This is a genomic window from Micromonospora humida (genome assembly GCF_016901255.1).
GTDB classification, from domain to species: Bacteria; Actinomycetota; Actinomycetes; order Mycobacteriales; family Micromonosporaceae; genus Micromonospora; species Micromonospora wenchangensis.
The window spans coordinates 455,401-481,601 of sequence record NZ_JAFEUC010000004.1; the positions used below are offsets into that span (position 1 = coordinate 455,401).

Consider the following 26,201-nt stretch of genomic DNA (forward strand, 5'->3'; position numbering starts at 1 on the left):
CACCATGGTATGGTCGATCGATGGCGAGGACGAAGAAGGTCACGATCACGCTGCCGGCAGAGCTGCTGGAGAGCATGAAGACGCACACCGACAACGTCTCCGGCTACCTCACCGAGCTGGCCGAGCGGGCCGAGCGGCGCAGACTTCTCCGGGAGGAGTTGGATCGCTACCAAGGCGACCTGGGGGCGTTCACTGACGAGGAAATGGCCGAGGCTCGGGCGCTCCTGCACGGGACCGAGGAGATCGGGCGTGCGGCGTGAGCCTTGAGTCGCTCGTGCTCGACTCGCAGGGCTTCTCAGGGTGGATCGACCAGGATCGAAAGGTGATGCGCCTGCTGGAGCAGGCGGAGCGGGACGGGGTCGATCTCGCCATGTCGGCGGCCACGATCATCGAGGTCTCCCACCCCGGTGTGGACATCGCGCGGCTGAACTGGTTGCTGTCCCGGATCCGGGTGGAGGCGGTGACGAAGGAGAGTGCCCGTCGCAGTGCTGCGCTACTCAAGGCGGCAGGGCTGCATGGGCACAGGTACGCCATCGACGCCATGGTCGCCGAGGTGGCGCTACGGCTACCCGCACCGGTGGCGCTCCTGACATCCGATGTCGACGACATGGTCAAGCTGTGCGGGCGGCAGGTTCGGACCATAGCGCTGTAGGTGAATCGCGTTGTCGGGCCTATCGACCGGTCCTACGGTGATCCGGTGACGATCCGAGACGCCGAGGACGGCGACTGGCCTACGATCTACCCCTTCTTCAGCGAGATCGTGGCGCAGGGCCGCTCGTACGCGTTCCCCGGGAACCTGTCCCTGGAGCAGGCCCGTGGGTGGTGGATGGAGTCCCCTCCGGGGCGCACCGTCGTCGCGGTCGACGGGCCGACCGTTCTCGGCAGCGCGAAGATGGGTCCGAACCGGCCCGGTCGCGGCGCACATGTGGCAACGGCCAGTTTCATGGTCGACCCACGGCATTCCGGTCGTGGCGTCGGTCGCGCCCTCGGCGAGCACGTCGTCGGCTGGGCGCGGGCCGCAGGCTACCGGAGCATCCAGTTCAACGCGGTCGTCGAGTCGAACGAGGTCGCGGTCCGGCTGTGGCGTTCGTTGGGTTTCGAGGTGCTCACCACCGTCCCCGAGGCGTTCGACCACCCCGAGCACGGCCTGGTGGGGCTGCACGTGATGTTCCTGAATCTGGGCGCTCCCGAGCCACCGTCGCGGTGACCGGCGACGGGATCCGATGTGGTTCGCTCCAGCGTGTGGTGGTCGCCACCCTCAGGCCTTGCGGGCCGGCACCAGCCCGTCCAGATCGAGTGTGATCTCGAACGGCGTCGTGGTGCGCAGGCCGTGTCGATGGATCACGGCCGGCACATACGACCGGGTGGGCTCGTCGAGTTCGTAGGCGTGGACCACCGGTGATCCGTCCTCCTCCTCGACGCGCCAGTAGTTGGCGATGCCGGCTTCCGCGTACTTGCGCAGCTTGACCGTACGGTCGCGGTGGGCCGACTCCGGCGACACCACCTCCACGACCAGGAGGGTCTCCTCAGGTGTGTAGAAGGTCCGCGACGGGTCGTAAGGTGCTGCCGCTGCCAGGAGGTCGGGCTCGGGACGGTTCCATCTGTCGAGTCGGATCGTGATCTCCCTGTCGACCTCGACGCCTGGGGGCGCCTGGTTGGTCAGGGCGTTCACCAGCGCGGTGACCGTCCGGGCGTGCCAGACCCGCTGGGGGGACATCATGAAGACGAGCGCTCCGTCGATCAGTTCGGTGTGACGGGGTGCCTCGGCGAGCGTGTCGAGGTCGTCTGCGTACCACCCCTCCGGGCGGGGCGGCCGCATCCACTCGGGCACCGCAGTCATGCCGTCACCGTAGCATTCGGTAGTCGCGGTCCCGGCCTCCTGTGCTCGCTCGCCCGGGCTCTGCTCCGCCACGGAACGCGGTGGAGTTCCGCATCGACGTCCGAGCCCGCCGGTACGGTCGGGCCATGGTCACGACGTTGACGCCCGCGCTGCCGGACGGTCGGACCGGCGGGCGGATCGGTGGCGCACCGCCGGTCGCGATCGAGTCCCACCCGGTGCTGGCGACGCACCGCTACCTCCTGACGCTCCCTGCGGACTCCGCGCCCTGGACCGGCGGTCGTGAGGTGTCGGTGCTGCTGCGCGAGGGATTCGAGATCGCCGACGACGACCTCGAATACCCGCGCATGGCGATGGGGGGCGTACCGGCCCTCGCCGCGGGGCTCCCGCCCGGAACTCGGCTGGCCGGGGCTGCGCTGCGCATCATTGACGGAGTGCGACGGCGACGTCGTTCCGTTCGTGCGCATCGGCACCGAACCGGTGCTCATCCAGAACGACCCGACCTACGCGGACGCGGTGCTCGCCGACGGGCACGACTTCCTCTTCCAGGTCGACGAGGAGGGGTGGCCGGTGGCAGGCGAACTGGACGACGCCCGGGTGAGCCGCGCGTCACCCCGTCGCGGGCAGCGGGCCGGGGCGGTGCGGGCCTACCGTGACGGCGTGACGTTGCGACTGGAACCGATGACCGACGAGCAGTACCTCCGCTACCGCGAACACGCCGAGGAGGACTATGCGCGCGACATCGTCGCCTCCGGGGCGATGCCGTTGCCGGAGGCGCGGGAGAAGGCCCGACAGGACTTCCAGGGTCTGCTGCCCGACGGTCTGGCCACCGAGGGGCACCGGCTGTGGACGGCGTACGACGGCGACGCCGAGGTCGGTCGGCTCTGGCTGCACCTGGAGCAGAAGTCCGACGGCCTGCACGCCTTCGGCTACGACTTCGCGGTGCGCGAGGAGCTGCGCCGCCGGGGCCACGGCCGGGCGATCATCGAGGCCGCCGAGCGGCTGTGCCGGGAGCTGGGGGTGGTCGCCATCGGGCTGAACGTCTTCGGCTTCAACAACGGCGCGCGGGCGCTCTACGAGCAGATGGGCTTCGAGGCCACCGCCATCCGCATGATCAAACGGCTGTAGTACGCCGGCACACCCCGGGGTCGGGACAGTGCGCCCCGACCCCGGCCGGTCCACCCCTCAGCGGCGGTAGACCGAGATGTGCGACGTGCTGGTGTCGTCGAACGGGTGCCGGTGCCAGTCGGCGTACCGGGCGACGAGCCGCAGGCCGGCCCGGTGGGCCAGCTCGTCGATCTGCTCCGGCCAGCAGTAGCGCATCGCGAAGGGCTCCAGGTGCACGCCGTCGCGGTCGAAGGTGACGGTCTGCCGGACGAAGGTCTGCGCCGCCCGGTCGTACTGGTGCAGCCGGATGGTGGCCGAGTCCTCGGTCACCGACCGCATCTGCACCTGTTCGTCCCGGTCGAAGGTGGCCGCGTCGGGCACGAACGCCTCGACGACGAACTCGCCGCCGGGGACCAGCACCCGGGCCACGTTGCGGAAGCAGTCCTGCTGCCGCTCGGCACGGACCAGGTTGAACAGGGTGTTGAACACCAGGTAGACCAGCCGGTACGGGCCTGTCACCGGCACGTCGGCCATGTCGCCGACGGTCACCGGCATGCTGTCGCCGCCGGGCTTGGCGCGCAGCTTCGCCACCATCTCCGGTGACGCCTCCACCCCGTCGACGGGTACGCCCCGGGCGGCGAGCGGCAACGCCACCCGACCCGTCCCGACGGCGAGTTCGAGCACCCGCCCGTCGCCGGCCCGCTCGGCGAGGAAGTCCACCGCCGGGCCCGGGTCGGGGTTGCCGGGGCTGTCGTACCTGTCGGCCCACATCCTGCCGAAGTGGCCCGGATCATCGAACACCGACATCAGCGACCCCCGTTCGGGGTGCCGGCCGGTCCGGTGTCACCGGCGCATGGTCGCGCCGTCACTGCCGTGGTGGTGCTGGTGGTCACGAAGCCTCGATTCCCGCTGCTGGTCGATGGTGGGCGCCTGGGTGGACCTCGTGGCGTACGACATGTCGTCTGCTCCCTCCGGTCGGCTTCGTCCCCAGCCAAGCAGCGGGCCGGTCAGCGGGGCAACCCGGTTTCCGGGTGGGTCAGGTCGAGCGTCCAGTGCCGGGTGCGGATGACGTGGTCGTTGAACTCGACGTCCTCCTCGCCGAGCAGACTGAACCCGAGCGCCCGGCAGATGGCGTTCGACGGCCCGTTGGTGACCGCCGGGAAGGCGTGCACGGTGTCCGCCCGCCCCTCGGTGCGGGCCTGGTCGAGCAGCGCCCGGACGGCGCGTTTGGCCAGGCCCCGGCCCTGGAACTCGGGCAGCACCATCCAGCCGATCTCGGTGACCGCCTCGTCGTCCGGCCCGCGCCAGAGGGTGACGGTGCCGGCGACCGCGTCGTCCACCACGATCATCTTGATCAGCGCGACGCCGTCGGCGGCGAGTCGGGCGTCCCGGCGGACCTGCCGGGCCACGTGGGCGGCCGGCAGCGGTCCGCCGAGTTCGGCCATCATCGCCGGGTCGCAGCGCATCCGCTGGTACGCCTCGACGTCGGTGGCCAGCACGTCACGCAGGAACACGCCGCACCCGCTCCCGCCGGCCACTGTGGAGACCCGTCCGCATGCGCCCGAGTATTCCAAAGGCCGACCCGCCGCGGGGGTCAGGCGGGGCGGGCCGGGGCGAGGGACCGGGCCAGCCGGGCGAGGCCGTCATCGCCGTGACCGGCGGCGATCGCCTGCTCGACGACCGACCGGGCGGCGCGCAACACCCCGGAGTCGATCCCGTGGGCGTCGGTGGTCGCGATGACGTGGCCGAGGCCCGCGCCGGCCGAGGCGACGGTGGACCGGTCGCCGGGGAACCGGTCCTCGGTGAGCTGGTCGGCGAAGCGGGCCGTCATCTCGGCCAGCATCGGGGCGATCCCGGCCGCGTACCGGGCGAACGACCGGGGGGCGATGCCCTCGGCCGAGGCCAGCGCGAAGGCGTGGGTCAGGCCGCTGACCGCCGTGCCGAACAGGTCGAGCAACGCCATGTCGTACGCCGCCGCCGCGCCCGGGTCCGGGCCGAGGTATCCGGGGGTGCCGCCGAACGCCGCCAGGACGGACCGGACGGCGTCGAAGCCGGACCGGCTGCCGCACCACAGGGCCGTGGCGGCGGGTGTGCCGATGGTCGGCGTCGGGGTGAGGATGGCACCCTTCACCAGGTCGACCCGCTGCCCGGCGGCCCAGTCCGCCAGCGCCCGCGCCTCGTCCGGTCGGCCGGTGGTGACGTCGACGAGGGTGCGACCGGCCCAGTCGTCGTGGGCGGCCAGCACGGCGTCGACCGCCGCCGGGTCCCGCAGGCAGGTGATCACGACGGGGGCGGCCCGGACCGCCCCGGTGACGGTCGGCGCGGCCGTCGCGCCGAGCGCGACGAGGGGGCCGGCCCGCTCCGGCGTACGGTTCCAGACGGTCGTCGGGGTCCCGGCGGAGATCAGGGTGGCGGCGAGCGCCCGGCCCATCGGACCCAGGCCGAGCACCGCCACCGGCGTACGGTGCGTGAGTTGTCGATCGCTCATGCCGGGGACGGTAGACCTTCTCGTTGACGTGAAGGTCAAGTCCGCGGTCTGCTGTGCGGCATGCGGATCGGTGAACTGGCCCGGCGGGCCGGGGTGAGCACCAGGGCCCTGCGCTACTACGAGGAGCAGGGCCTGCTGCGGCCGCAACGGCGGCCGAGCGGCTACCGCGACTACGGCGAGCAGGCGTTGACCACGGTGCGGCACATCCGGCTGCTGCTCTCGGCCGGGCTCGGTACGGCCGTGATCGCCGAGATCCTGCCCTGCGTGCCGGACGACACCACGGTGCTCGCCCCCACCTGCCCCGAACTGCTCGACGGCCTGGCCGGGGAACGGGCCCGGATCACCGCGTCCATCCAGCGGCTCACCGCGGCCCGGGACATCCTCGACGCCCTGATCGCCACGGGTGGTCCCGCCCGGCGGCCGTGAGCCGGCCGCCGGGACACGTCGGCGGGCGGGCCGGTGGTCAGGAGATGTAGTGCAGGATCACGTTGTGCACGTGGTGGCTCTTCTGCGCGCCCCGGAACTCCACCTCGTAGGTGTGGGTGCCGACGTGCACGGCGATCGCGCCGGTGGAGAAGAACTCCCCGCCCCACGACTTGTTGCTCACCACGCTCACGCTGGTGATCTTCGAGTACGGGATGCTGGTGATCGCGAACTTCTTGCCCACGAACGAGCGGTCCTGGATGATCACCCGCCGGTCGGTCAGGCCGATGAACCCGGTGCCGGTGCCGATGGCGTCGTAGACGGCGATGATCTGTTCCCCGTCGAGCAGTCCACTGCGGATCTGCTGGAACTGCTCCTTGCGGTCGTACGTCACATTTGCCATGGGTTCCACGGTAGGAAGTGGGCGCCAGTGTCGGCCGGTGCCCGTCCGTCAGCCCGGTCGACTAGTCTCCCCATGCCTGGCCGGACGCGGGCGACGGGGGAGGGAAGCGGTGTGACCAGCGAACGTTCCGAGACGCAGCCCGCCGACGAGTCGCGGCCGGAGCCGCCGGACACCTCGGTCGGCGCCGACGACGCGGCCCCGGCCGACGCGGCGACCCCGTCCCCCACCGGTGCCGACGCGCCCCCGTCCCCTGCGGCATCACCGAACCCGGCCCCGGGTGGCACCGGGGACGCGGAGGCGGGCCGGGCGTCGGGTGCCGTGCCCGACTGGGAGCCGTGGCCGCAGCGTCCCGCCGCCCGGGGCCGGCTGAACCGGCTGGCCGTGGTCACGCTGGTGCTGGGCCTGCTCGGCGGGGTGCTGGCGCCGGTCACCGCCGGCTTCGCGCTGCGCCGGATCAGGCGGGACGGCGAGCGGGGCCGGGGCCTGGTGATCGCCGGGCTGGTGCTGCTCGGTGGCTGGGTGCTGGCCGGCCTGGTGGCCCTGGGCGTCACGATGACCGGGTCCGACCCGGACCCCGGGCTACGCGGGCTGCGGGTGGGGGACTGTTTCCGGGTGCCGTCCGGCGCCACCGCCAGCCGGACCGCGCCCGAGGAGGTCACCCGGGTCGCCTGCGACACCCCGCACCACGCCGAGTACGTCGACGACTTCCCCGCCTACGAGCGCTCCGCCGACGAGCGGTACCCCGGCGCGGCGGTGCTCTCCCAGCGGGCCGAGACGCTCTGCCGTCAGCGGCAGCGCAGTTACGTGGTGGACCCGCTGGGCCTGCCGGCCGAGGTGCGGCTGAGCTGGTACCTGCCGACCCGGGTCGACTGGTCCACCGACCCCACCATCACCTGCTACCTGACCGCCCCGGGCGGGTTGTCCCGGTCGCTGCGGATGGACACCACGGTGCTCGACCCGGCGCAGCTCGGCTACCTGCTGGCCAGCCGGGACTGGACGCAGGTGCGGGCCGCCCTGGTGGCCAGCGCGCCGACCAGCACCCCGGCCGGGCTGCGGGACGCGGTGCGGCGGGCCGAGACCATCCACACCGACATGTGGTTCCGGCTGCGCCGGGAGACCTGGCCGGAGGCGGTCCGCCCGGCGATGGAGCGGCTGCTCACCGAGATGGAGCAGGACGAGCCGACCTGGCGGGACGCCGACGGCGAACCCGACCGGGGCCGGCTGCTCCAGGTGGTCGCGCAGGCCGGGCAGCATCCGGACCCGGCCACCGAGCTGGCCGTACGCCAGGCGCTGGGGTTGCCGACGGCGCAGGGTGAGCCGATGCGCTGAGCCGACCGAGGGGTGGTGTTCCGGCCACTCGGCGCGGACGGGTCGGACGTTCCGCCGACCGGTCCGTGCCCCGAACGGCTCTAGGCTGGCGGCGGGGACACGGCTGACGACGGGGGTCGACGATGGCGCAAGCGGGCGGGCCTGCGTCGCCGCCGGGCGTTCAGTCCGCCATCACCGCGCGGTACGCGTCCTCGATCCGGGCGGCGAGCAGCACCTCACCCTCGGTGAGCGGTTCCCCGTCGCCGTGCCCGACCCGGATGCGGGTCTCGGTGTCCCGCCGGCTGATGTCCGGTCGCAGCCGCAGCGCGTCCGCGACGACCTTGACCCGCTCGGTCAATGCCGCGTGCTGGGTGTCGTCCATGACCAGGGTGCGGCGGATCTGCTCTCCGTCGCGGGTCCACCCGTGCAGGAGTGTGAGGGCGTCACTGAGATAGTCGTGCTTGCTTCGACTGGTGAACAGCGCGCGCATCACCGCACCTCCCAGGCGCCGTTGCCGGCTTGTGGCCAAATCGTCGCCGTCCCGTGTCCTCGTGGTGTTAACAGTCTGTCGGCCTCATGGCGGTGTGTCCACGCCCACACTTCCGTCTCTTATTGGCCTACCGGTCGGCGACGGTACCCAAACCGACGATTGATCTGGCACGCTGGACGCCCGTGCAGACCGAACGGCGTAGCGGAAACGGACCGACCGACCGGCGTGAGCCGAGAGTGGTCGTAGGAGCGGCGATCATCTCCGCCGGGCGGGTGCTCGCCTGCGCGCGTACCGCGCCCCCCGAGGTCGCCGGCATGTTCGAGTTCCCCGGCGGCAAGGTCGAGCCGGGCGAGAGCGAGACGGCGGCGCTGGTCCGCGAGTGCGCCGAGGAGTTGGCCGTCCGGGTGGAGGTCGGCGACCGGGTCGGCCGGGACGTCCGGATGGCCCACGGCCGGTCGGTGCTGAAGGTGTACGCGGCACGTCTGCTGCACGGCGACCAGCCCCGCGCGCTGGAACACTCCGCGATGCGCTGGCTCGCCGCCGACGAACTGCACAGTGTCACCTGGCTCCCCGCCGACGTGCCCATCGTCGCCGCCCTCCGCCCGCTGCTGGCCGCCGGCTGACGGCGGCGGGTGCCCGGCCGACACGGCGACGGGGGCCGACGGCGTGTGCCGTCGACCCCCGTCGACCTCGTCGTGCCCGCTCCGGCGGATGTCACGCCGTAGCGATGCCGGCCGTCCCGGCCCGGTGCCGTTCGTCCGGCCCGGTGCCCGTCAGGCCGGTTCGGTGCCTGTCGTGCCGGTTCGGTGCCCGTCGGGCTGGTTCAGTGCCCGTCGGGCCGGTTCAGTGCTTCTCGTCCTGGCTCGGGTGGGCGAAGTTGAGGTGCTCCGGCGGCAGCGGGAAGGTGACGTCGTCACCGAACGGCGACGGGGCCGCCGCCCGGTCGAAGGTCAACTCCGTCAGCGGGAGCTTGCCCCGGTCGTCGACCGCCGGCATGGTCGGGTGCGGGACCTCGCGGTGCCAGTTCACGCCCTGCTGGGCCTGGGCCTCCGCAGCCGGGTCGCCGGAGCCTCCGGCGTGCGAGTGGACTCCAGCCTGACGGGCGCCGCTGTGCACCACGGACCCCTTTCCCCCGCTGTTCGCGGTGCTCGGGGGCGTCTCGCCCCGACGGAAGATCTTGCTACCGAGCCATACCAGGGGATCGTACCTGCGGTCGACGACCCGTTCCTTCATGGGGATGATCCCGTTGTCGGTGATCTTGATGTGCTCGGGGCAGACCTCGGTGCAGCACTTGGTGATGTTGCAGAAGCCGAGCCCCTGCTCCTGCTGCGCGTACTGCTTGCGGTCGGTCTTCGCGTCCAGCGGGTGCATGTCCAGCTCGGCGGCCCGGATGAAGAACCGGGGGCCGGAGAAGGCCGGCTTGTTCTCCTCGTGGTCGCGGATCACGTGGCACACGTTCTGGCACAGGAAGCACTCGATGCACTTGCGGAACTCCTGCGAGCGTTCCACGTCGACCTGCTGCATCCGGTACTCGCCCGGCGCCAGGTCGGCCGGCGGGGCGAAGGCCGGCGTCTCCCGGGCCTTCTCGTAGTTGAACGAGACGTCCGTGACCAGGTCCCGGATCACCGGGAAGGTGCGCAGCGGGGTGACCGTGACGGTCTCGGACTCCTCGAACGTCGACATCCGCGTCATGCAGCTCAGCCGGGGCTTGCCGTTGATCTCCATCGAGCAGGAGCCGCACTTGCCGGCCTTGCAGTTCCACCGGCAGGCCAGATCCGGCGCGTCGGTGGCCTGGAGCCGGTGGATGACGTCGAGGACGACCTCGCCCTCGTTCACCTCGACCGAGTAGTCCTGGAGGTCACCGCCGGTCTCGTCGCCCCGCCAGATGCGGAAATCCCTCTTGCTTCCCATCAGTTCGCCTCCTCACCGACGGCGTCGAAGTCGGCCAGCTCCTCGTCGGTCAGGTACTTGGCCAGCTCGGTACGGTCGAAGAGGCCGATCAGCTCGGCCCGCATCTTCGGCAGCGGCTTGTGCTCCAGCCGGACGGTGTCGCCGTCCAGGGCGCAGACCAGGTTGACCCGACGCCAGCTCGGATCCATGGTCGGGAAGTCCTCCCGGGTGTGCCCGCCGCGCGACTCCTGCCGCTCCAGCGCCGCCTTCGCGGTGCACTCCGAGACGACGAGCATGTTGCGCAGATCCAGCGCCAGGTGCCAGCCCGGGTTGTAGCGCCGGCCGCCGACCGCGCTCACCTTCGCCACCCGCTCGCGCAGCTCGGCCAGCCGGCGCAGGGCGTCGACCAGCTCCCCCTCCCGGCGGATGATCCCGACCAGATCCCCCATCACCGCCTGGAGGTCCTGCTGGAGGGTGTAGGGGCTCTCCCCGGTGTCCCGCTGCAACGGCGCCAGCGCCGCCTCCACGGCGGTCTCCACCGCGCTCACCGGCACCTTCGGGCGCGAGGTCAACTGATCGGTGTACGACGCCGCGTGCCCGCCCGCCCGCTTGCCGAAGACCAGCAGGTCGGACAGGGAGTTGCCGCCCAACCGGTTGGAGCCGTGCATGCCACCGGAGACCTCACCGGCGGCGAACAGCCCCTGCACGGTGCCGTACGCGGCCCCGGAGTCCGGGTCCACCTCCACGCCGCCCATCACGTAGTGGCAGGTCGGCCCGACCTCCATCGGCTCGGCGGTGATGTCGACGTCGGCCAGCTCCTTGAACTGGTGGTACATCGACGGCAGCCGGCGACGGATCTCGTCGGCCGAACGCCGGGAGGCGATGTCCAGGTAGACGCCGCCGGCCGGCGTACCCCGACCGGCCTTGACCTCGCTGTTGATCGCGCGGGCGACCTCGTCGCGGGGCAGCAGCTCCGGCGGACGCCGGTTGTTGTCCGGGTCGGTGTACCAGCGGTCCGCCTCCTCCTCGGTCTCCGCGTACTGCTTGCGGAAGACGTCGGGGACGTAGTCGAACATGAACCGCTTGCCGTCGGAGTTCTTCAGCACGCCGCCGTCACCCCGGACCGACTCGGTGACCAGGATGCCCTTCACCGAGGGCGGCCAGACCATGCCGGTCGGGTGGAACTGGAGGAACTCCATGTTGATCAGGGTGGCCCCGGCGCGCAGCGCCAGCGCGTGCCCGTCCCCGGTGTACTCCCAGGAGTTCGAGGTGACCTTGTAGGACCGGCCGACCCCGCCGGTCGCCAGCACCACCGCCGGCGCCTCGAAGAGGATGAACTCGCCGGACTCCCGGTAGTAGCCGAACGCCCCGGCCACCCGGTCGCCGTCGAGCAGCAGCTCGGTGATGGTCGTCTCGGAGAAGACCTTGATCCGGGCCTCGTAGTCGCCGAGGTCGCGCTTGTCCTCCTGCTGGAGGGAGACGATCTTCTGCTGGAGGGTGCGGATCAGCTCCAGGCCGGTCCGGTCGCCGACGTGCGCCAGCCGGGGGTACTCATGCCCGCCGAAGTTGCGCTGGGAGATCTTGCCGTCCTTCGTCCGGTCGAAGAGCGCCCCGTACGTCTCCAGCTCCCAGATCCGCTGCGGCGACTCCTTCGCGTGCAGCTCGGCCATCCGGAAGTTGTTGAGGAACTTGCCGCCGCGCATGGTGTCGCGGAAGTGCACCTGCCAGTTGTCCCGGCTGTTCACGTTCCCCATCGCGGCCGCCGCGCCGCCCTCGGCCATCACGGTGTGCGCCTTGCCGAAGAGCGACTTGGAGATGATCGCGGTCTTCTTGCCGGCGAGCCGGGCCTCGATCGCCGCGCGCAGGCCGGCGCCGCCGGCCCCGATCACGACGACGTCGTAGTGGTGTCGTTCGATGCGAGTGGTAGTGGTCATGTCGCCGCGCCCTCTAGTTGATGAACCGCAGGTCGCTGAACCAGCCGGCGGCGATGGCCATCACGTAGAAGTCGGTGAAGGCCAGCGTGCCGAGGGTGATCCAGGCGAGCTGCATGTGCCGGGTGTTCAGCTTGGACACGAAGGTCCAGGCCCGGTACCGCACCGGGTGCGCGGAGAAGTGCTTGAGCCGCCCGCCGATGATGTGCCGGCACGAGTGGCAGGAGATGGTGTACGCCCACAGCATCACCACGTTGCCCAGCAGGATGATGTTGCCCAGCCCGAAGCCGAAGCCCTCCGGCGAGTGGAAGGCGAGGACCGCGTCCCAGGTGTTGATCAGCGAGATGATCGCGGCGGCGTAGAAGAAGTAGCGGTGCAGGTTCTGCCCGAGCAGCGGGAACCGGGTCTCCCCGGAGTAGGACTTGTGCCCGTCCGGCACCGCGCAGGCCGGTGGCGACAGCCAGAACGACCGGTAGTACGCCTTGCGGTAGTAGTAGCAGGTCAACCGGAACAGCAGCAGGAACGGCAGGGTCAGCGCCGCGTCCGGGATGATCCACCAGCCGGGCAGGAAACTGCCGAAGTGCGAGGAGCCCTCGACGCACCGGTCGGTCACACAGGGGGAGTAGAACGGCGTCAGGTAGTGGTACTGGTCCACCCAGTACCACTTGTGCATGAACACCCGGACGGTCGCGTACGCCACCCAGGCACTGAGCCCGACGACGGTGATCAGGGGGGCGAACCACCAGCGGTCGGTCCGCAACGTCTTCGCCGCGATGGCGGCGCGCGCCCGCGCCCCCCGCGGCTTCGTTGCCGTTGATGTCATTCGAGTCGTCTTCCTGACGGGACGGGCCCTCGCGGGCGGCGGTTCACGTTCCGTGCCGGTCAGTGGACCGGCCGGACCGTGTCCACTGCCGCGTGGTGCGCAAGCAGGCAGCCGCGCCGGGACATCGGCGCAGCTAAGTGACACACGTTACGCCGATCATCACGATCGGGCCGCGCAACGCAGTGTCCCGTGTGTCCCGCACCTTGGAAAGACCCGAGCCATGATCAATGTGCCGTAGGCGTCAGGCGGCTGCGGGGCCGGCCGCGCGGGCGCTGCGGCACCGGTCAGCCCGACGCACCGCCGGTGAAGTTCCACGAGGCCAGCCGCAGTGGCGGCCCCTCCCACCAGCCGCCGTCGAACCGGTCCGGCTGCCGGACCGGCCGCCGGCCGAGGCCGAGCACCGCCCCCGGCCCCAACGCCCGGGGGTACGCCTCGGTGAACCGGAAGTTCCGCACCGCCCGCACCGGCACGCCGTCCTCGACCAGCCACACCCCGTTGCGGGTCAACCCGGTGATCACCAGGCTCTTCGGATCGAGCACCCGGGTGTACCAGAAATCGCTGACCAGCAGCCCCCGGGCCATCGGCGCGACCAGCGCGGCGGTGTCCGCGTCCGCCACCGCCCCCGCGACCGGGCCGCCGCCGCTCGCCGGGCCCACCGCACCGCCCTGCGGGCCCACCGCGCCATCGTCCGCACCCCCGTCGGCCGCCGCCTGCGGTGCACCGGGCATCCGGAGATTGCGGGGGATCGGGCCGAAGGTGGCGCCGCCCGGCGCCCCGTGGCCGGTCGACGACGTGCCCGCCCCGGCGGCGCTGCGCCGGTCGTGGGCCACCGCGCGGGTGGTGCCCGCCTCGACCAGGGTCAGCGCCGTACGCGGCGTGCCCTCCAGGTCGAACGGCATCGCCCCGCCGTACGTCGGATCGTCGAGGAGGGTCACCGCAGGATCGAACTGGGCGGTGCCGGGGCGGGCGAACGACTGGCCCTCGACGTGCCGCTTGCCGTTGAAGCCGTACCAGGCGAGATTCTGCAACAGGTCGGCTACCGCGGCCGGTTCGAGGACCACCTCGTACCGGCCCGGGGGCAGCTCGACCGGGTCGGCGGCGGCCCGTGCCTTCCCCGCCGCCCGGACCCCCAGGACCGTGCCGTCCACCTCGTCGAGGCGACCGGCGCAGATCCGGGCCACCCCGTCCGCGCCGCCCGTGCGGGCGATGCCGTCCATCGCCGCCTCGGTGGTGCGCCCCTGCGCCGCCTGGCCGGCCGAGTTGGCGAACGCCGCCGACCGGTAGGAGGTGCGGCAGTACCCGGCCGCCTCCAGCCCGTCCACCGCGTCGACGAAGGCCCGGACGCGGTCGGCGCGGGCCGCCGGCTCGGCGTAGGCGGTGGCCTCGTCGAGCAGGCCGTTGGAGCGCACCGCCGACGGTGGGGTCAGCCCCGGCCAGGCCGGGTCGGGCGGGCAGAGCCGGGCCGCGGCGAGGGTCCGCCCGACCAGGGCCCGCAGCCCGTCCGGGCCGACCAGGCTGCCGCCCCCGGCGGCCGTCCGACCGTCGACGTGCACCCGCAGCCGGACCGTCACCTGCGACTCGGCGACGTTCTGGTGGATGAACGAGTTGGCGAACCGGGTCAACGCCAGATCGTGCCGGACGACGGTGACCTCGGCCTCGGCGGCCGGGCCGGCCATCTCGTGGACCAGCTCCACCACCCGGGCGGCGACGTCCAGCTCGGTCGCCCCGGGGTCCCGCAGGCCGGTCATGCCCGCACCCCCACCCGGACGCCCCGGAACCGGGCCGGCGCCGCCGGATGCCCGGTGTGCCCGATCTGGCCGGGCTGGCCCTTGCCGCAGTTCGGGGTGCCCCACGGGACGATCTCGGAGGAGAGCATGTCCATCGACCGCCAGAACAGCGGACCGATGCCGGTGTAGGTGGGGTTGCGCAGCATCCGGCCGCGCCGGCCGTTGCGCACCTCCCAGGCGATCTCGCAGCCGAACTGGAAGTTCAGCCGTCGGTCGTCGATCGACCAGGACCGGTTGACGTCCATCAGCACCCCGTCGTCGGTGGCCGCGATGATCTCGTCGAGGGTGTGCGGACCGGGTTCCAGGCCCACGTTGGTCATCCGCACCATCGGCAGCCGGGCCCAGCCGTCGGCGCGTACGCTGCCGCCGTAACCGAGGCCGGCGACGGCGGCCGAATCCCGGCCGGCGAGCACCCCGACCCAGCGGCCCTCGCGTACCGCGTCGCGTCGGACCGCCGGGGAGCCCTCGTCGTCGAAGCCGAAGCTGCCCAGCGCGCCGGGGATCGTCGGGTCGATGGTGACGTTCATCAGCTCGGAGCCGTAGCGCAGCGACCCGAGCTGGGCCAGGTCGAGCCAGGAGGTGCCGGCGAAGGCGGCCTCCCAGCCGAGGATGCGGTCCAGCTCGATGGCGTGCCCGACCGATTCGTGGATCTGCAACGCGAGCTGCTCGTCGCCCAGGATCAGGTCGGTCTCGCCGGCCGGGCACTGCGGGGCGGTGAGCAGCGCCCGGGACTCGTCGGCGATCCGGGCGGCGTGCGCGGTCAGGTCGAGCGACTCGACCAGCTCCCATCCGGTGGTGCCGTACTGGCCCCGGTAGCTCGGCCAGGAGCGGCGCTGGGTCTCGTGCTCGCCGATCGAGGTGGCCGAGATGCCGCCGCCGCACTCGCGGATGTGCTGGTCGATGCGGTGTCCCTCGCTGGAGACGAACCACTTGCGGGTGTCCCAGATCTGGTAGAGCCCCTCGGCCAGGTCGGCCCCCTGCCCGCGCGCCGCCTCGGTGGCCCGGACCAGCAGGTCGCCCTTGTCGGACAGCGGCACGCCGAGCGGATCGACCGCGCAGTCGGAGGACCAGCTCGCCACCACCGGCTCGGCCGGGGTCAGCGTGATCGGTGGGCCGGCAACCCGGGCGCTCGCGGCGGCCACCTCCGCGGCCCGCCGGCCGGCTGCGCGGGCCGCCGCGTCGGACAGCTCGGGTACGGCGTGGAAGCCCCACCCCGACCCGACCAGCGCGCGTACGCCCAGGCCGAGGCTCTCGTCCTGGGTCAGCTCCTCGATCGCGCCGTTGCGCGCGGACATCGACTCGTAGCGCCGGTGCATCACCCGGGCGTCGGCATACCGGGCACCGGCGTCGAGAGCGGCCTGTACGGCTGCGGCTGCCGCGTCGAACTCGGTCATGGACCGACCCTAGGCCAGTCCACCGACATCCGTCAGGGCACCAGATCCTCGGGCCGGATCGTGGCCCGCACCGGGTCGAGTAGGCGCAGGGCCTCGCCCCGTTTGGTGGCGGAGTGTTCCGTGTAGTGGCGTCCCCGTCGACGGTAGAGGCGTAGCGCGCCGGTCTTCTGCTCCACCAGCAGATACCACCCGATGCCGGCGGCCGCGTAGTAGTGCATCTTGAGGACCTTGTCGGTGGACGCGTTGCTCGGCGAGATGATCTCGCAGACGAGGTGCACCTCGTCCGCCTCGATCATCGGCTCGTCCAGATTCACGGGGTCGGTGATGACGAGGTCGGGGATGGGGATGCGGCCGGGGCGAAGCCGGACGTTCACCGCCTCCAGCAGTTCCAGACCGGCCTGCTCGGCCGCCGGTTCGAGTATGTTGCCTAGTTTGCGCGAGATGCGCTGGTGGCGGGGGGTGGGGGCTGGGGTCACGTGGAGGCTCCCGTCGAAGAGTTCGACGCGTTGAGATGTCTCGTCGAGGGAGAGGTACTCCTCTTCGGTCCACGGTCCGTCGTGGCCGAACACCGCTGCGGTCATGGTCGGTCACCTCCACCTCGTGTCGCCGGGCATCCTCCACCGGGCACCTCGCCCATGGTCGCACCCCGGGTGCGATGGGACGGCGTCCGCACCGTGTGGCGACTACGCTGTGGTCCGGCGCCAGCTCGCTGTCCGTAGCTTATTTTCAGCCTCGTCTGTTTGTTGTAGGTTCCCTACAACCCGAGGGAGGCGGTCGTGGACAGTCCGCAAGCAGCGCCGCCCGGCCCGCCGGACGCCGGCCCGGCCGTGCCGGAGCCGCGCGGTGGCGACGACCCGTACCTGCGGGTGGACGACCTGCGGGTGCGGTTCGACACGGCCGACGGCGTGGTGCGCGCGGTCGACGGGGTGTCCTTCGCCGTGCCGCGCGGCCGGACGCTCGGCATCGTCGGCGAGTCGGGCTCCGGCAAGAGCGTCACCGCGCTGGCCGTGCTCGGCCTGCACGACCCCCGACGCGGCACCGTCACCGGCACGATCAGCGTCGGCGGACGGCAACTCGTCGGCCTTGGCGAGGACCGGGTACGCCGGCTGCGCGGCCGCGACGTGGCGATGATCTTCCAGGACCCGCTCTCCGCGCTGCACCCCTACTACAGCGTGGGGCGGCAGATCGCCGAGGCGTACCGGGTGCACCACCCCCGGGCGGGGCGGCGGGCGGCGCGGACCCGTGCCGTGGACATGCTCGACCGGGTGGGCATCCCGCAGCCGGCCCGCCGCTACGACCAGTACCCGCACGAGTTCTCCGGCGGGATGCGGCAACGGGCGATGATCGCGATGGCGCTGGTCAACGACCCGGCCCTGGTCATCGCCGACGAGCCGACCACCGCGCTGGACGTGACGGTGCAGGCCCAGATCCTCGACCTGCTCGCCGACCTCCAGGCCGAGTTCCACACCGCGATCGTGCTGATCACCCACGATCTGGGGGTGGTCGCCCAGGTCGCCGACGACGTGCTGGTCATGTACGCCGGGCGGGTGGTCGAGCGGGGGAGCGTGACGCAGGTGCTCCGCCGGCCGCAGCACCCGTACACCTGGGGGTTGCTCTCCAGCGTGCCGTCGCTGCACGGCGACCCGGACGCGGACCTGGTGCCCATCCCGGGCAACCCGCCCTCCCTGATCGACCTGCCGGCCGGCTGCGCGTTCCACCCCCGCTGCCGGTACGCCGACGACCGCTCCCGCGCCGAGGTGCCGCAGCTCGTCCCGGCCGGCGCGGACGGCCACCTGGTCGCCTGCCACCTGCCCGCCGACGACCGCACCCGCCTGGCCGCCGGCTCCCTGAGCGAGAGGCGGCTGCCATGAGCGCGAGGAACGTAGCGCAGCGGAGTCCCGCAGTCGCGGGCAAGAGGCGGCTGCCATGAGCGCGAGGAACGTAGCGCAGCGGAGTCCCGCAGTCGCGGACGAGAGGCGGCTGCCGTGAACGCGGGCGAGCCGTTGTTGCGGGTGCGGGGGTTGACCAAGCACTTCCCGGTCCGCACCGGCCTGCGGTCGCGGGGGCTGGTGCGGGCCGTGGACGGGCTTGACTTCGACGTGCGGCCCGGCGAGACGTTGGGCCTGGTGGGGGAGTCCGGCTGCGGCAAGAGCACCACCGGCCGGATGCTGGTCCGGCTGCTGGAGCCGACCGCCGGGACGATCGAGTTCGCCGGCCGGGACATCACCCACGCCCGTCGGCGTGAGCTGCGTCCACTACGGCAGGACCTGCAGATCATCTTCCAGGACCCGTACGCCTCGCTGAACCCCCGGCACACCGTCGGGCGGATCGTGGCGATGCCGTTGCAGGTCAACGGGATCGACCCGCCCGGCGGGGTGAAGGCGCGGGTCCGGGAGCTGCTGGAGCTGGTCGGGCTGAACCCGGAGCACTACAACCGCTACCCGCACGAGTTCTCCGGCGGGCAGCGGCAGCGGGTCGGGATCGCCCGCGCGCTGGCCCTGCGGCCGAAGCTGATCGTCGCGGACGAGCCGGTCTCCGCCCTCGACGTCTCGATCCAGGCGCAGGTGGTGAACCTGCTGCGGGACCTGCAACGCGACCTCGGCCTGGCGTTCGTGTTCATCGCGCACGACCTGGCCGTGGTGCGGCACTTCTGCCAGCGGGTCGCGGTCATGTACCTGGGCCGGATCGTGGAGATCGGCGACCGGGACGACATCTACCGGTCTCCCCGGCACCCGTACACCCGGGCGCTGCTGTCGGCGGTCCCGGAGGTGAGCGCGCCGGGTGGGGCGGGGCGGATCAGGCTGACCGGGGACGTGCCCACGCCGCTGGACCCGCCGTCGGGCTGCCGGTTCCGGACCCGGTGTCCCCGGGCGCGGGACGTCTGCGCCCGTGAGGAGCCGGCGCTGGTGGTCGACGACGACGGCGGCGGCCGGCACGCCACCGCATGCCACTTCCCGGAGACCGGCCCGCCGCCGGCCGGGCCGGGCGGTGCCGTGGCGGCTGCCGGCGCGGATCGGGTCGGCGGCGGCACCGAGGAGGTGGCGACATGAGCGTGTCCCCGGTCGACCCGGCGACGCTGGTCGAGGCCGAGACCGCGACGGGTGGCGACCCGCCCGGTTCCGGGTTCGTCGGGCGCTCGCCCGGCCAACTCGCCTGGGCCCGGCTGCGGCGGGACCGGACCGGGCTGGTCAGCGGCGGGATGCTGGTGTTCTTCGTGCTGGTGGCGCTCGCCGTGCCGCTGATCGAGTGGGCGTACGGGACCGGTCCCCGGGAGCAGTTCCAGTCCCGGCTGGACGGGTTCGGGATGCCGCTCGGCTACGCCGGCGGGGTGACCGGGGAACACTGGTTCGGGCTGGAACCGGGGCTGGGCCGGGACATCTTCATCCGGCTGGTGCACGGGCTGCGTACCTCGCTGTTCATCGCCGTGGCGGCGGCGGTGACCACGGCGGCGATCGGTGTCGTGCTGGGCACCGTCGCCGGCTACCTGGGCGGCTGGCTGGACGCGGTGGTCAACTGGGTCACCGACCTGACCCTGGCGATGCCGTTCCTGATCATCGCGTTGGCGTTGACGCCGACCATCGCGCTGCGCTTCTACGGCCAGCGGGAGGAGGTGCCGGCCGCCTTCCAGATCGGGGTGCTGATCGCCATCTTCGCGCTGTTCGGCTGGACGGGCACCGCCCGGCTGGTGCGCGGGCAGGTGATCGCGCTGCGTGAGCGGGAGTTCGTGGAGGCGGCGCGGGCCAGCGGCGCGGGACTGGGGCACATGCTGTTCCGGCAACTGCTGCCGAACCTCTGGGCGCCGATCCTGGTGTCCTTCTCGCTGGCGGTGCCGGCGTACATCACCAGCGAGGCGGCGCTGTCGTTCATCGGCGTCGGGCTGACCGACGCCACCCCCAGCTTCGGCCGGATGATCTACCGCAGCCTGGACTACCTCCAGACCGATCCGGCGTACGTCTTCTTCCCCGGCATCACGATCTTCGCGCTCGTGTTCGCCTTCAACCTCTTCGGCGACGCGCTGCGCGACGCGCTCGACCCGAAGTCGTCCCGGTAGGAGGGCCCGGCGATGGCGCGGTTCCTGGTCAAGCGGCTCTTCTCGGCGGCGTTGACGCTCTTCGCGGTCAGCGTGCTCAGCTTCCTGATGTTCTTCGCCCTGCCCCGGGACCCGGTCACCGGCATGTGCCCCAAGAACTGCAACCCGGAACGGCTGGAGCGGGTCCGTCAGGAACTGGGCCTGCGCGACCCGCTGATCAGCCAGTACGCCGGCTACATGAAGGGCATCGTGACCGGCCGGGATCTCGGCAGCGCCCAGGGCGGCCGGTGCGACGCACCCTGCCTGGGCTGGTCGTACGTGTCCAACGAGGCGGTCAGCGACACCATCGCCCGGGTGCTGCCGGTGACGTTGAGCATCGTCGTCCCGGCGGCGGTGCTGTGGCTGCTGCTCGGGGTGGGTCTGGGCATGGTCTCGGCGCTGCGCCGGGGCACCTGGCTGGACCGGGCGGCGATCGGCTTCTCGCTGGCCGGGGCGTCGTTGCAGCTCTACTTCGTGGGGGCGGTGCTGCTGCTGGTGTTCGTCTACACGCTGCACTGGCTGCCGGTGCCGAGCTACACGCCGTTGTCCGACGACCCGCTGCGGTGGGCCGGCGGGCTGGTGCTGGCCTGGCTGGCGCTGGCGTTCCTGTTCTCCGCGATCTACGCCCGGCTGTCCCGGGCGCAGATGCTGGAGACGCTGTCGGAGGACTTCGTCCGCACCGCGCGGGCCAAGGGCCTGGCCAGACGCACCGTGTACGGGCGGCACGCGCTGCGCGCGGCGATCACGCCGGTGGTGACCATCGCCGGCCTGGACGTCGGCGGTGCGCTCGGCGGCACGGTGATCACCGAGACGACCTTCGGCCTGGGCGGCATGGGGCGTACGGCGGTCGACGCGGTGCGCGCCGGTGACCTGCCCACCATCATGGCGACCGTGCTGATCGCGGCGGTCTTCGTGGTGCTGGCGAACGTGCTGGTGGACCTGCTGTACGCGGCGATCGACCCCCGGGTGCGGTTGCGCTGACCGGCCCGTCGGGCGGTGGAAGTTACCGGCATCTGCTAAACAGTCCGAAGTTTTTCTTCTTGACGATCCCGGACGTCGGCGGCCACCTCCGCCGCCGAACGGGTGGAGGAGGTAGGAGATGCGACCACGCGCAGCAGCCGCCGTCGGCGGGGCGATCGCCCTGGTGGTGGCGTTGGGGGCCTGCTCGGAGAACACGGGCGAGGGCACCACCGTGGACACCGACCGGCAGCAGACCGGGGTGATCGCCACCGACCCGAAGGACTCCCAGGGCCCCGCCGCCGAGGTCGACGGGGCGACCCGGGGTGGCACCTTCACCATCATCCGGGAGACCCCCATCTCCCACCTGGACCCGCAGCGGACGTACTCGTTCGCCGGCCTGATGGCCAACCCGCTGTTCGCCCGCTACCTGACCACCTGGAAGGACGACGGCAACGGTGGCCTGGTCCTGGTCGGTGACCTGGCGCAGAACCCGGGCAACAACGTGAACAGCGACTGCCGGGTCTGGGAGTTCACCGTCAAGGACGGGGTGAAGTTCGAGGACGGCAGCCCGATCACGTCCCGGGAGATCGCGTACGGCATCGCCCGCTCCTTCGACCCCGACCTGACCGGCGGCCCCACCTACCTCCAGGAGTGGCTCGCCGACACCCCGCAGTACGACACGAAGTGGGACTTCCGGAAGAACAAGACCTCGCTGCCGCCGGGGCTGACCACCCCGGATGCGAAGACGCTGCGGTTCGAGTTCGCCAAGCCCCGCTGCGACCTGCCGTTCGCGGTCTCGCTGCCGACCACCGCGCCGCTGCGGCCGGACCAGGACACCGGCGTCAACCTGGACCAGCGACCGTTCTCCTCCGGGCCGTACAAGATCGCCAAGAACCAGGCCGGGGTGCAGCTCACCCTGGACCGTAACCCGCACTGGGACGCCGCCACCGACCCGGTCCGCCACCAGTACCCGGACCAGTTCGTCTGGACCTTCGGGCCGACCGCCGACGCGGCCGTCAACCGGGTGATCGCCGACAACGGCACCGACCAGAGCGCGCTGGCCTGGAACTACGTGCCCGCCTCGCTGGTCGCCCGGGTCGCCCAGGACCGGGGTCTCAAGTCGCGCAGCGTCCTGTCGCCGACGCCGAGCGCCAACCAGCTCGTCATCAACAACCAGCGGGTCACCGACCTCGCCGTCCGCCGGGCGCTCAACTACGCCATCGACCGCGACGGCCTGGTCAAGGCGCTCGGCGGGCAGACCGTCGCCCAGCCGATGACCACCCTGATGCCGCCGTCCACCATCGGCTACCAGGCGTACGACGCCTACCCGGCCGGTGCCAACGGCGACGTCGACAAGGCCAAGGAGCTGCTCGCCGGCAAGACCCCGGAGCTGGTTCTCGGGGTGGCCGACAACACCACCGAGCAGCAGATGGGCACCCAGCTCAAGGCCAACCTGGAACGTGCCGGATTCAGGATCACGCTGCGGAACATCCCGGACGACGCGAAACTCGACGAGATCAAGAAGAAGAACAACCCGTGGGACCTCTACATCGGCAACTGGGCCGCCGACTGGCCCAGCGGCGCGTCGATCCTGCCGGTGCTCTACGACGGCCGCACGATCAGGGCCGAGGGCAACAGCAACCAGGCGTACTTCAACGATCCGGCGGTCAACGCCGAGATCGACCGCATCCAGGCCATGCCCCCGGCCGACCAGGGGCCCGAGTGGGGCAAGCTCGACCGGCGGATCATGACCGAGTACGCCCCGGTGGTGCCGCTCTTCGTGGACGTGGCCTACACGGTGCACGGCTCGAAGGTGGGCGGGGTGTTCATCTCCAGCGTCTTCGGCTACCCCTCGTTCGTCAACGCCCACGTCAAGCAGTGACCGCACGCTGAGCCGGAACCGGGCTCCCTCCCGACGCCGATCGGGAGGGAGCCCGTCGGCTCTGTTGGACAATTGGTGACATGAGCGAGCCCGCCGCCGAACTGCCGATCTCCGATGCCCGCGACAGTCTTGCGGACGTCGTCTCCCGCGCCCACTACGCCGGGCGGATCACCTCTGTCACCCGGCGTGGGCAGCGACTGGCCGCCATCGTCCCCGCCGAGCTGGCCGAGGCGATCGAACGCGCCGAGGATGCCGCCGACGTCGCTGCCGCCCGGGAGGCCCTGGCCCGCATCGACGAGGGCGACACGCCCGTTCCGCTGACCGAGCTGCGCCGCGAGTTGGACCCTGGTGCCTACCCGGGCGGGGTGTTGTAGCGGTCGAGCGTCGCCTTGGAGGTCGAGGCGTCCTGGAAGGTAAGCTCCCAGGGGCCGGTGTTGACGTCCATGTCCTTGCCGAACCCGACCCACTTCCCGGCCATCCGTCGACCGGTCGGCTCCACCAGCAGTTGGATGGCGCCGTGGTAGCGGGCTCCCCGGTAGTGGCCGGCGGGGTCGGTCTGCTCCACCCAGGTCCCGGTGACGACGGCACCGTCCACGCTGAGATCCAGCGACAGCGACGATGCCGCCGAGCCGGGCAGGCTGCGCACGGTCAACCGGTCGCCGTGCTGGAGCACCACCACGAAGTGCTGCCCGGCGAAGGATTCGCCGCGACTGCTGGAGTGGTATTGATAGCGGCTGAGCCACACCCCCTCGTGTGACCCGTGCGCGGCGGCTGATCTGGGCGTCGGGGTGGCCAGGTCGGACATGGGCGAGGTGACACCGTCGCCGCCGTGCTGGTCGTCGACCGCGTCGCCGTCAGGGGACGTGGCGAAGCCGAGCAGTGTGATGGGCAGACCGGTGACGACCTCCAACGCACGGGCGTACACGGGCCGAGGGGCGGCGGTCATCCCGGACTCCCAACGTTGGACGAGCCGCTTGTTGGCGTCGTTGGGTTCGCCGGCACGGTGGCCGGCGGCCTGCAGCGCACGGGCGAAATCGTCCTGGCTCAAGCGCATCCTGGTCCGGACGGCGCGCAGTGCGAGGTTGGGGGCGGCCATGCCGTCAGGGTACCGTCATGTCGCCCAAATGTCGTCCGCAGGATGACCTTTTTGTCATTCGCTATGCCGTCGTGCGCGGCGACATTCCAGCGTCAAATCTGTGTAGCATGCGGTGGCTGGATCTGCCGCCGCGTTGTCGACGGAGGTGGCGGTGGAACGTCAAGGCGACGAGCCGGGGTGAGCAGATCGACGCCGCCGAGCGGGAGGCGGCCCGGCAGCGGATTCTGGCGCAGGCCGAGGCGGAGCGGATACCCGTGGAGGAAACGACCCGGGCGGTGCCGGATCGGCGGTGGCGCGGTGAGCGGTGACGCGGTGCCGATCGGTCGGCGGGTCGCGTACCTGCGGGTGCGGCGGAAGCTGTCGCAGCAGTCCTTCGCCGATCGGCTCGGCAAGTCGAAGAGCTGGGTGGACAAGGTCGAGCGTGGCATCCGCCCACTGGAACGGGTGTCGACCATCCGCGAGGTCGCGGCGGTACTGCGGGTCGACACCGCGATGTTGCTCGGTCGGGACGCCCAACCCGCCGAGGTGGCCGCACGCGATACGGGCGTCGCCCGGATCAGAGCGGCGCTGTCGACGTACGAGATGGTTCTTGGCCGGGCGGCGGGCCGGGAAGTGATGTCGACGGATCGACTGGCGCGGGCGTTGGGGCACGCGTGGGCGGCGTACCAGCAGGCCCGGTATCCGCGCCTGGTGGAGTTGCTGCCCGGACTGTTGACCGAGGTGCATCGTGCCCACGTGCGGGACCCGGAGGCGTACCGGGTGGCGGTGGTGCAGGCGTACCGGGTGACGGCGGCGCTGCTGGTGAAGCTGGACGAGCGAAGCCTTGCCTGGTTGGCCGCCGATCGGGCGATGTCCGCCGCCACCGGTGACCGGGTGTTGCTGGCGGGCGCGGCGGTGCAACTCGGTCAGGTGCTGCGGACGGTGGCGCGGGCGCGGTCGGTGATGCTGGCCGCCGCGTACCAGATCGCCCCGGTCGATCCCAACCGTGGTACGCCGCAGGAGTGGTCGTTGTGCGGATCGCTACGGGTGCAGGCTGCATTGATCGCGGCACGGACGGGGGACGATTGGGCGGCCGACGACCTGTTGGACGAGGCCACCGAGATGGCCGCCCAGGTCGGCGACGGTCACGACCATCACCGGACGGGGTTCGGGCCGGCGGCCGTCGAGGCGGGACGGGTCACCGCCGCCGTGGAACTGGGCGACGGCCCGCAGGCGGTCGCCCGGCACGAGGAGGTGATCGGGTGGGACGGGTGGCGCTGGCTGCCGGTCGAGCACCGGGCCGCCCACCTGGTCGACGCGGCGCGCGGGTACCTGCTGACCGGCGATCCGGTCGGCGCGGCGCGGGCACTGATCCGCGCCGACCGTGTCGCGCCCGCCGAGGTCCGGCACCGGCCCGTGGTACGGAAGGTGGTCGATCAACTCGCCCGCGACCCGCGTGCTCCCACCACGATCACCCCGCTCGCCGTCAGCCTCGGGCTGCTCTGACGAGGAGCGGTCCCGCCTGCCGGATCGCCCGGCGGCGTCGACCCGGGCGGCGAAGATGATCCGCTGACCGGGTCGCGCGACGGGCCGGCGGTCAGTCGACCCGCAGGGCCAGTAGGGCGCTCTTCAGTTCCTGCTCGACGTACTGCCGGGAATCCCGGTCGGCGACCATCAGCAGGTAGCTGTCCTGGCGGGCCGGAATTCCCGACACCGAGAACCGGAACTGGCAGGTGCCGTCGGCGAGTGCACGGGCGTCGGTCAACCGTCCACCGGCGAATCCGAGGCCGGCGAAGATGACCACCTGGGCACCCTCTTGGACGTCGGCGTGGCCGCCCGTCCCGGAGCAGCCACCATGACCGTCGGTGACGAAGGACCCCCTGTCGCCGAGCAGCACCGTGCCCGAGGCCACGAACGTCTCCCCCGGCGGCCGGTTCGCCGCGACCGGGGTTCGGGCCCTGGTGCTGTTGCCCACGAACATTCCCCCTGCGAGCAGCAGCCCAGCAGCAGCCCCGGCCCACATCCACCCGGGACGACGTCGCGTGGTCCGCTCCTCGTACAAGGGCTGCATGTCGTCTCCGGGGTGTCGGGCGGACGGGACCCCCGAAAGTGTGATCGACGCTGCCCTTTCCCACAGCCCCGTGCCTACGCTCGGTCGCTCCGTCCACCACCCGACCCCGATGATCAAGAGGTTTGCGTCAGATCCCGGCCGGCGGGTTCGACCGGTCTGTGCAAGTGATCGTTGATCACGGTATGGATCGGTCGAAGGAGTGGGGATGGCGCGGGCGCATGTGTTGACAGCGGGTCATCGGCAGGTGATTGAGCATCTGTGGG

Annotated in this window: 29 protein-coding genes; 15 read left to right on the forward strand and 14 right to left on the reverse strand. The window is 71.8% G+C overall.

Going from position 1 to position 26,201, the window contains the following annotated elements:
- Positions 1–20: 20 nt before the first annotated feature.
- Genes JQX11_RS11730 through JQX11_RS11740 form a run of 3 tightly spaced genes read left to right on the forward strand, consistent with a single transcriptional unit; the run spans position 21 to position 1,207 of the window.
- A complete protein-coding gene (locus tag JQX11_RS11730; protein ID WP_145921637.1) occupies positions 21–260 on the forward strand; it encodes a hypothetical protein in 240 nt (79 codons plus the stop codon).
- Entirely contained in the window at positions 257–652 is a 396-nt protein-coding gene (locus JQX11_RS11735; protein WP_204924967.1) for a PIN domain-containing protein, read from the forward strand. The genes JQX11_RS11730 and JQX11_RS11735 overlap by 4 nt, the downstream gene beginning before the upstream one ends.
- A gap of 45 nt (positions 653–697) precedes the next feature.
- Entirely contained in the window at positions 698–1,207 is a 510-nt protein-coding gene (locus JQX11_RS11740) for a GNAT family N-acetyltransferase (protein ID WP_204924968.1), read from the forward strand.
- A 51-nt stretch (positions 1,208–1,258) separates the two neighbouring features.
- On the opposite strand, the gene JQX11_RS11745 is transcribed toward JQX11_RS11740, so the two are convergent.
- On the reverse strand, positions 1,259–1,840 hold the full coding sequence (locus tag JQX11_RS11745; protein ID WP_204924969.1) for a Uma2 family endonuclease: 582 nt from the start codon (positions 1,838–1,840) through the stop codon (positions 1,259–1,261).
- Positions 1,841–2,296: 456 nt separating this feature from the next.
- Here JQX11_RS11745 and JQX11_RS33360 point away from each other — a divergent pair, with 456 nt between their 5' ends.
- Entirely contained in the window at positions 2,297–2,965 is a 669-nt protein-coding gene (locus tag JQX11_RS33360; protein ID WP_204924970.1) for a GNAT family N-acetyltransferase, read from the forward strand.
- 57 nt (positions 2,966–3,022) lie between these two features.
- Here the strand turns inward: JQX11_RS33360 and JQX11_RS11755 are convergent, their stop codons facing one another.
- From JQX11_RS11755 to JQX11_RS11765, 3 genes are all read right to left on the reverse strand, one after another.
- Positions 3,023–3,751 (reverse strand): class I SAM-dependent DNA methyltransferase, encoded by a 729-nt coding sequence (locus JQX11_RS11755; RefSeq protein ID WP_204924971.1) that lies wholly within the window; start codon positions 3,749–3,751, stop codon positions 3,023–3,025.
- 200 nt (positions 3,752–3,951) lie between these two features.
- Complete coding sequence (locus JQX11_RS11760; RefSeq protein WP_204924972.1) at positions 3,952–4,458, reverse strand: GNAT family N-acetyltransferase; 507 nt, start codon at positions 4,456–4,458, stop codon at positions 3,952–3,954.
- Positions 4,459–4,538: 80 nt separating this feature from the next.
- Complete coding sequence (locus JQX11_RS11765; RefSeq protein ID WP_204924973.1) at positions 4,539–5,432, reverse strand: NAD(P)-dependent oxidoreductase; 894 nt, start codon at positions 5,430–5,432, stop codon at positions 4,539–4,541.
- A 60-nt stretch (positions 5,433–5,492) separates the two neighbouring features.
- On the opposite strand from JQX11_RS11765, the gene JQX11_RS11770 reads away from it, so the two are divergent.
- Entirely contained in the window at positions 5,493–5,858 is a 366-nt protein-coding gene (locus JQX11_RS11770; RefSeq protein ID WP_088647520.1) for a MerR family transcriptional regulator, read from the forward strand.
- 37 nt (positions 5,859–5,895) lie between these two features.
- On the opposite strand, the gene JQX11_RS11775 is transcribed toward JQX11_RS11770, so the two are convergent.
- Positions 5,896–6,258, reverse strand: a complete 363-nt coding sequence (locus JQX11_RS11775) for a PH domain-containing protein (protein WP_088647519.1) — start codon at positions 6,256–6,258, stop codon at positions 5,896–5,898.
- Positions 6,259–6,369: 111 nt separating this feature from the next.
- Between JQX11_RS11775 and JQX11_RS33365 the strand changes: the two genes are divergently transcribed.
- The gene (locus tag JQX11_RS33365) at positions 6,370–7,587 is read left to right on the forward strand and encodes a DUF4190 domain-containing protein (RefSeq protein ID WP_204924974.1); all 1,218 of its coding nucleotides are present in this window, start codon (positions 6,370–6,372) and stop codon (positions 7,585–7,587) included.
- A 160-nt stretch (positions 7,588–7,747) separates the two neighbouring features.
- Here JQX11_RS33365 and JQX11_RS11785 read toward each other — a convergent pair whose 3' ends face one another.
- Positions 7,748–8,056, reverse strand: a complete 309-nt coding sequence (locus JQX11_RS11785; protein ID WP_088647517.1) for a 4a-hydroxytetrahydrobiopterin dehydratase — start codon at positions 8,054–8,056, stop codon at positions 7,748–7,750.
- Positions 8,057–8,238: 182 nt separating this feature from the next.
- On the opposite strand from JQX11_RS11785, the gene JQX11_RS11790 reads away from it, so the two are divergent.
- Positions 8,239–8,679, forward strand: coding sequence for a (deoxy)nucleoside triphosphate pyrophosphohydrolase (locus JQX11_RS11790; protein ID WP_088647516.1), 441 nt, complete (start codon positions 8,239–8,241; stop codon positions 8,677–8,679).
- A 220-nt stretch (positions 8,680–8,899) separates the two neighbouring features.
- On the opposite strand, the gene JQX11_RS11795 is transcribed toward JQX11_RS11790, so the two are convergent.
- From JQX11_RS11795 to JQX11_RS11820, 6 genes are all read right to left on the reverse strand, one after another.
- On the reverse strand, positions 8,900–9,967 hold the full coding sequence (locus JQX11_RS11795) for a succinate dehydrogenase/fumarate reductase iron-sulfur subunit (RefSeq protein WP_204924976.1): 1,068 nt from the start codon (positions 9,965–9,967) through the stop codon (positions 8,900–8,902).
- Complete coding sequence (locus JQX11_RS11800; RefSeq protein WP_204924977.1) at positions 9,967–11,880, reverse strand: fumarate reductase/succinate dehydrogenase flavoprotein subunit; 1,914 nt, start codon at positions 11,878–11,880, stop codon at positions 9,967–9,969. The genes JQX11_RS11795 and JQX11_RS11800 overlap by 1 nt, the downstream gene beginning before the upstream one ends.
- A 13-nt stretch (positions 11,881–11,893) precedes the next feature.
- Positions 11,894–12,700 (reverse strand): succinate dehydrogenase subunit SdhC, encoded by an 807-nt coding sequence (gene sdhC / locus JQX11_RS11805; RefSeq protein WP_088644275.1) that lies wholly within the window; start codon positions 12,698–12,700, stop codon positions 11,894–11,896.
- Between the two features lie 284 nt (positions 12,701–12,984).
- Positions 12,985–14,448, reverse strand: coding sequence for a TldD/PmbA family protein (locus JQX11_RS11810; protein WP_204924978.1), 1,464 nt, complete (start codon positions 14,446–14,448; stop codon positions 12,985–12,987).
- Entirely contained in the window at positions 14,445–15,881 is a 1,437-nt protein-coding gene (locus JQX11_RS11815; RefSeq protein WP_204924979.1) for a TldD/PmbA family protein, read from the reverse strand. Before JQX11_RS11815 ends, JQX11_RS11810 begins: the two co-directional genes overlap by 4 nt.
- Before the next feature lie 32 nt (positions 15,882–15,913).
- Positions 15,914–16,462 carry a Uma2 family endonuclease gene (locus JQX11_RS11820; RefSeq protein ID WP_204924980.1) on the reverse strand — a complete coding sequence of 183 codons (549 nt, stop codon included), beginning with the start codon at positions 16,460–16,462 and terminating at the stop codon, positions 15,914–15,916.
- 246 nt (positions 16,463–16,708) lie between these two features.
- Between JQX11_RS11820 and JQX11_RS11825 the strand changes: the two genes are divergently transcribed.
- The 6 genes from JQX11_RS11825 (at position 16,709) to JQX11_RS11850 (ending at position 23,166) form a co-directional block, all read left to right on the forward strand.
- Positions 16,709–17,752: an ABC transporter ATP-binding protein gene (locus JQX11_RS11825; protein WP_372444579.1), complete on the forward strand. Its 1,044-nt coding sequence runs from the start codon at positions 16,709–16,711 to the stop codon at positions 17,750–17,752.
- 114 nt (positions 17,753–17,866) lie between these two features.
- On the forward strand, positions 17,867–18,931 hold the full coding sequence (locus JQX11_RS11830) for an ABC transporter ATP-binding protein (RefSeq protein ID WP_307826148.1): 1,065 nt from the start codon (positions 17,867–17,869) through the stop codon (positions 18,929–18,931).
- Entirely contained in the window at positions 18,928–19,932 is a 1,005-nt protein-coding gene (locus JQX11_RS11835; protein WP_204924982.1) for an ABC transporter permease, read from the forward strand. The genes JQX11_RS11830 and JQX11_RS11835 overlap by 4 nt, the downstream gene beginning before the upstream one ends.
- Positions 19,933–19,944: 12 nt before the next feature.
- Complete coding sequence (locus tag JQX11_RS11840) at positions 19,945–20,931, forward strand: ABC transporter permease (protein WP_204924983.1); 987 nt, start codon at positions 19,945–19,947, stop codon at positions 20,929–20,931.
- A gap of 118 nt (positions 20,932–21,049) precedes the next feature.
- The gene (locus JQX11_RS11845; protein WP_204924984.1) at positions 21,050–22,792 is read left to right on the forward strand and encodes an ABC transporter substrate-binding protein; all 1,743 of its coding nucleotides are present in this window, start codon (positions 21,050–21,052) and stop codon (positions 22,790–22,792) included.
- Positions 22,793–22,872: 80 nt separating this feature from the next.
- Positions 22,873–23,166 carry a type II toxin-antitoxin system prevent-host-death family antitoxin gene (locus JQX11_RS11850; RefSeq protein ID WP_204924985.1) on the forward strand — a complete coding sequence of 98 codons (294 nt, stop codon included), beginning with the start codon at positions 22,873–22,875 and terminating at the stop codon, positions 23,164–23,166.
- On the opposite strand, the gene JQX11_RS11855 is transcribed toward JQX11_RS11850, so the two are convergent.
- Positions 23,145–23,888, reverse strand: a complete 744-nt coding sequence (locus JQX11_RS11855; RefSeq protein ID WP_204924986.1) for a helix-turn-helix domain-containing protein — start codon at positions 23,886–23,888, stop codon at positions 23,145–23,147. The genes JQX11_RS11850 and JQX11_RS11855 overlap by 22 nt on opposite strands.
- A gap of 107 nt (positions 23,889–23,995) precedes the next feature.
- Here JQX11_RS11855 and JQX11_RS32305 point away from each other — a divergent pair, with 107 nt between their 5' ends.
- Positions 23,996–24,196, forward strand: a complete 201-nt coding sequence (locus tag JQX11_RS32305) for a hypothetical protein (protein WP_232377637.1) — start codon at positions 23,996–23,998, stop codon at positions 24,194–24,196.
- Complete coding sequence (locus tag JQX11_RS11860) at positions 24,186–25,373, forward strand: helix-turn-helix domain-containing protein (protein ID WP_307826149.1); 1,188 nt, start codon at positions 24,186–24,188, stop codon at positions 25,371–25,373. Before JQX11_RS32305 ends, JQX11_RS11860 begins: the two co-directional genes overlap by 11 nt.
- A gap of 91 nt (positions 25,374–25,464) precedes the next feature.
- On the opposite strand, the gene JQX11_RS11865 is transcribed toward JQX11_RS11860, so the two are convergent.
- Positions 25,465–25,938 (reverse strand): hypothetical protein, encoded by a 474-nt coding sequence (locus tag JQX11_RS11865; protein WP_204924987.1) that lies wholly within the window; start codon positions 25,936–25,938, stop codon positions 25,465–25,467.
- Between the last annotated feature and the right edge of the window lie 263 nt (positions 25,939–26,201).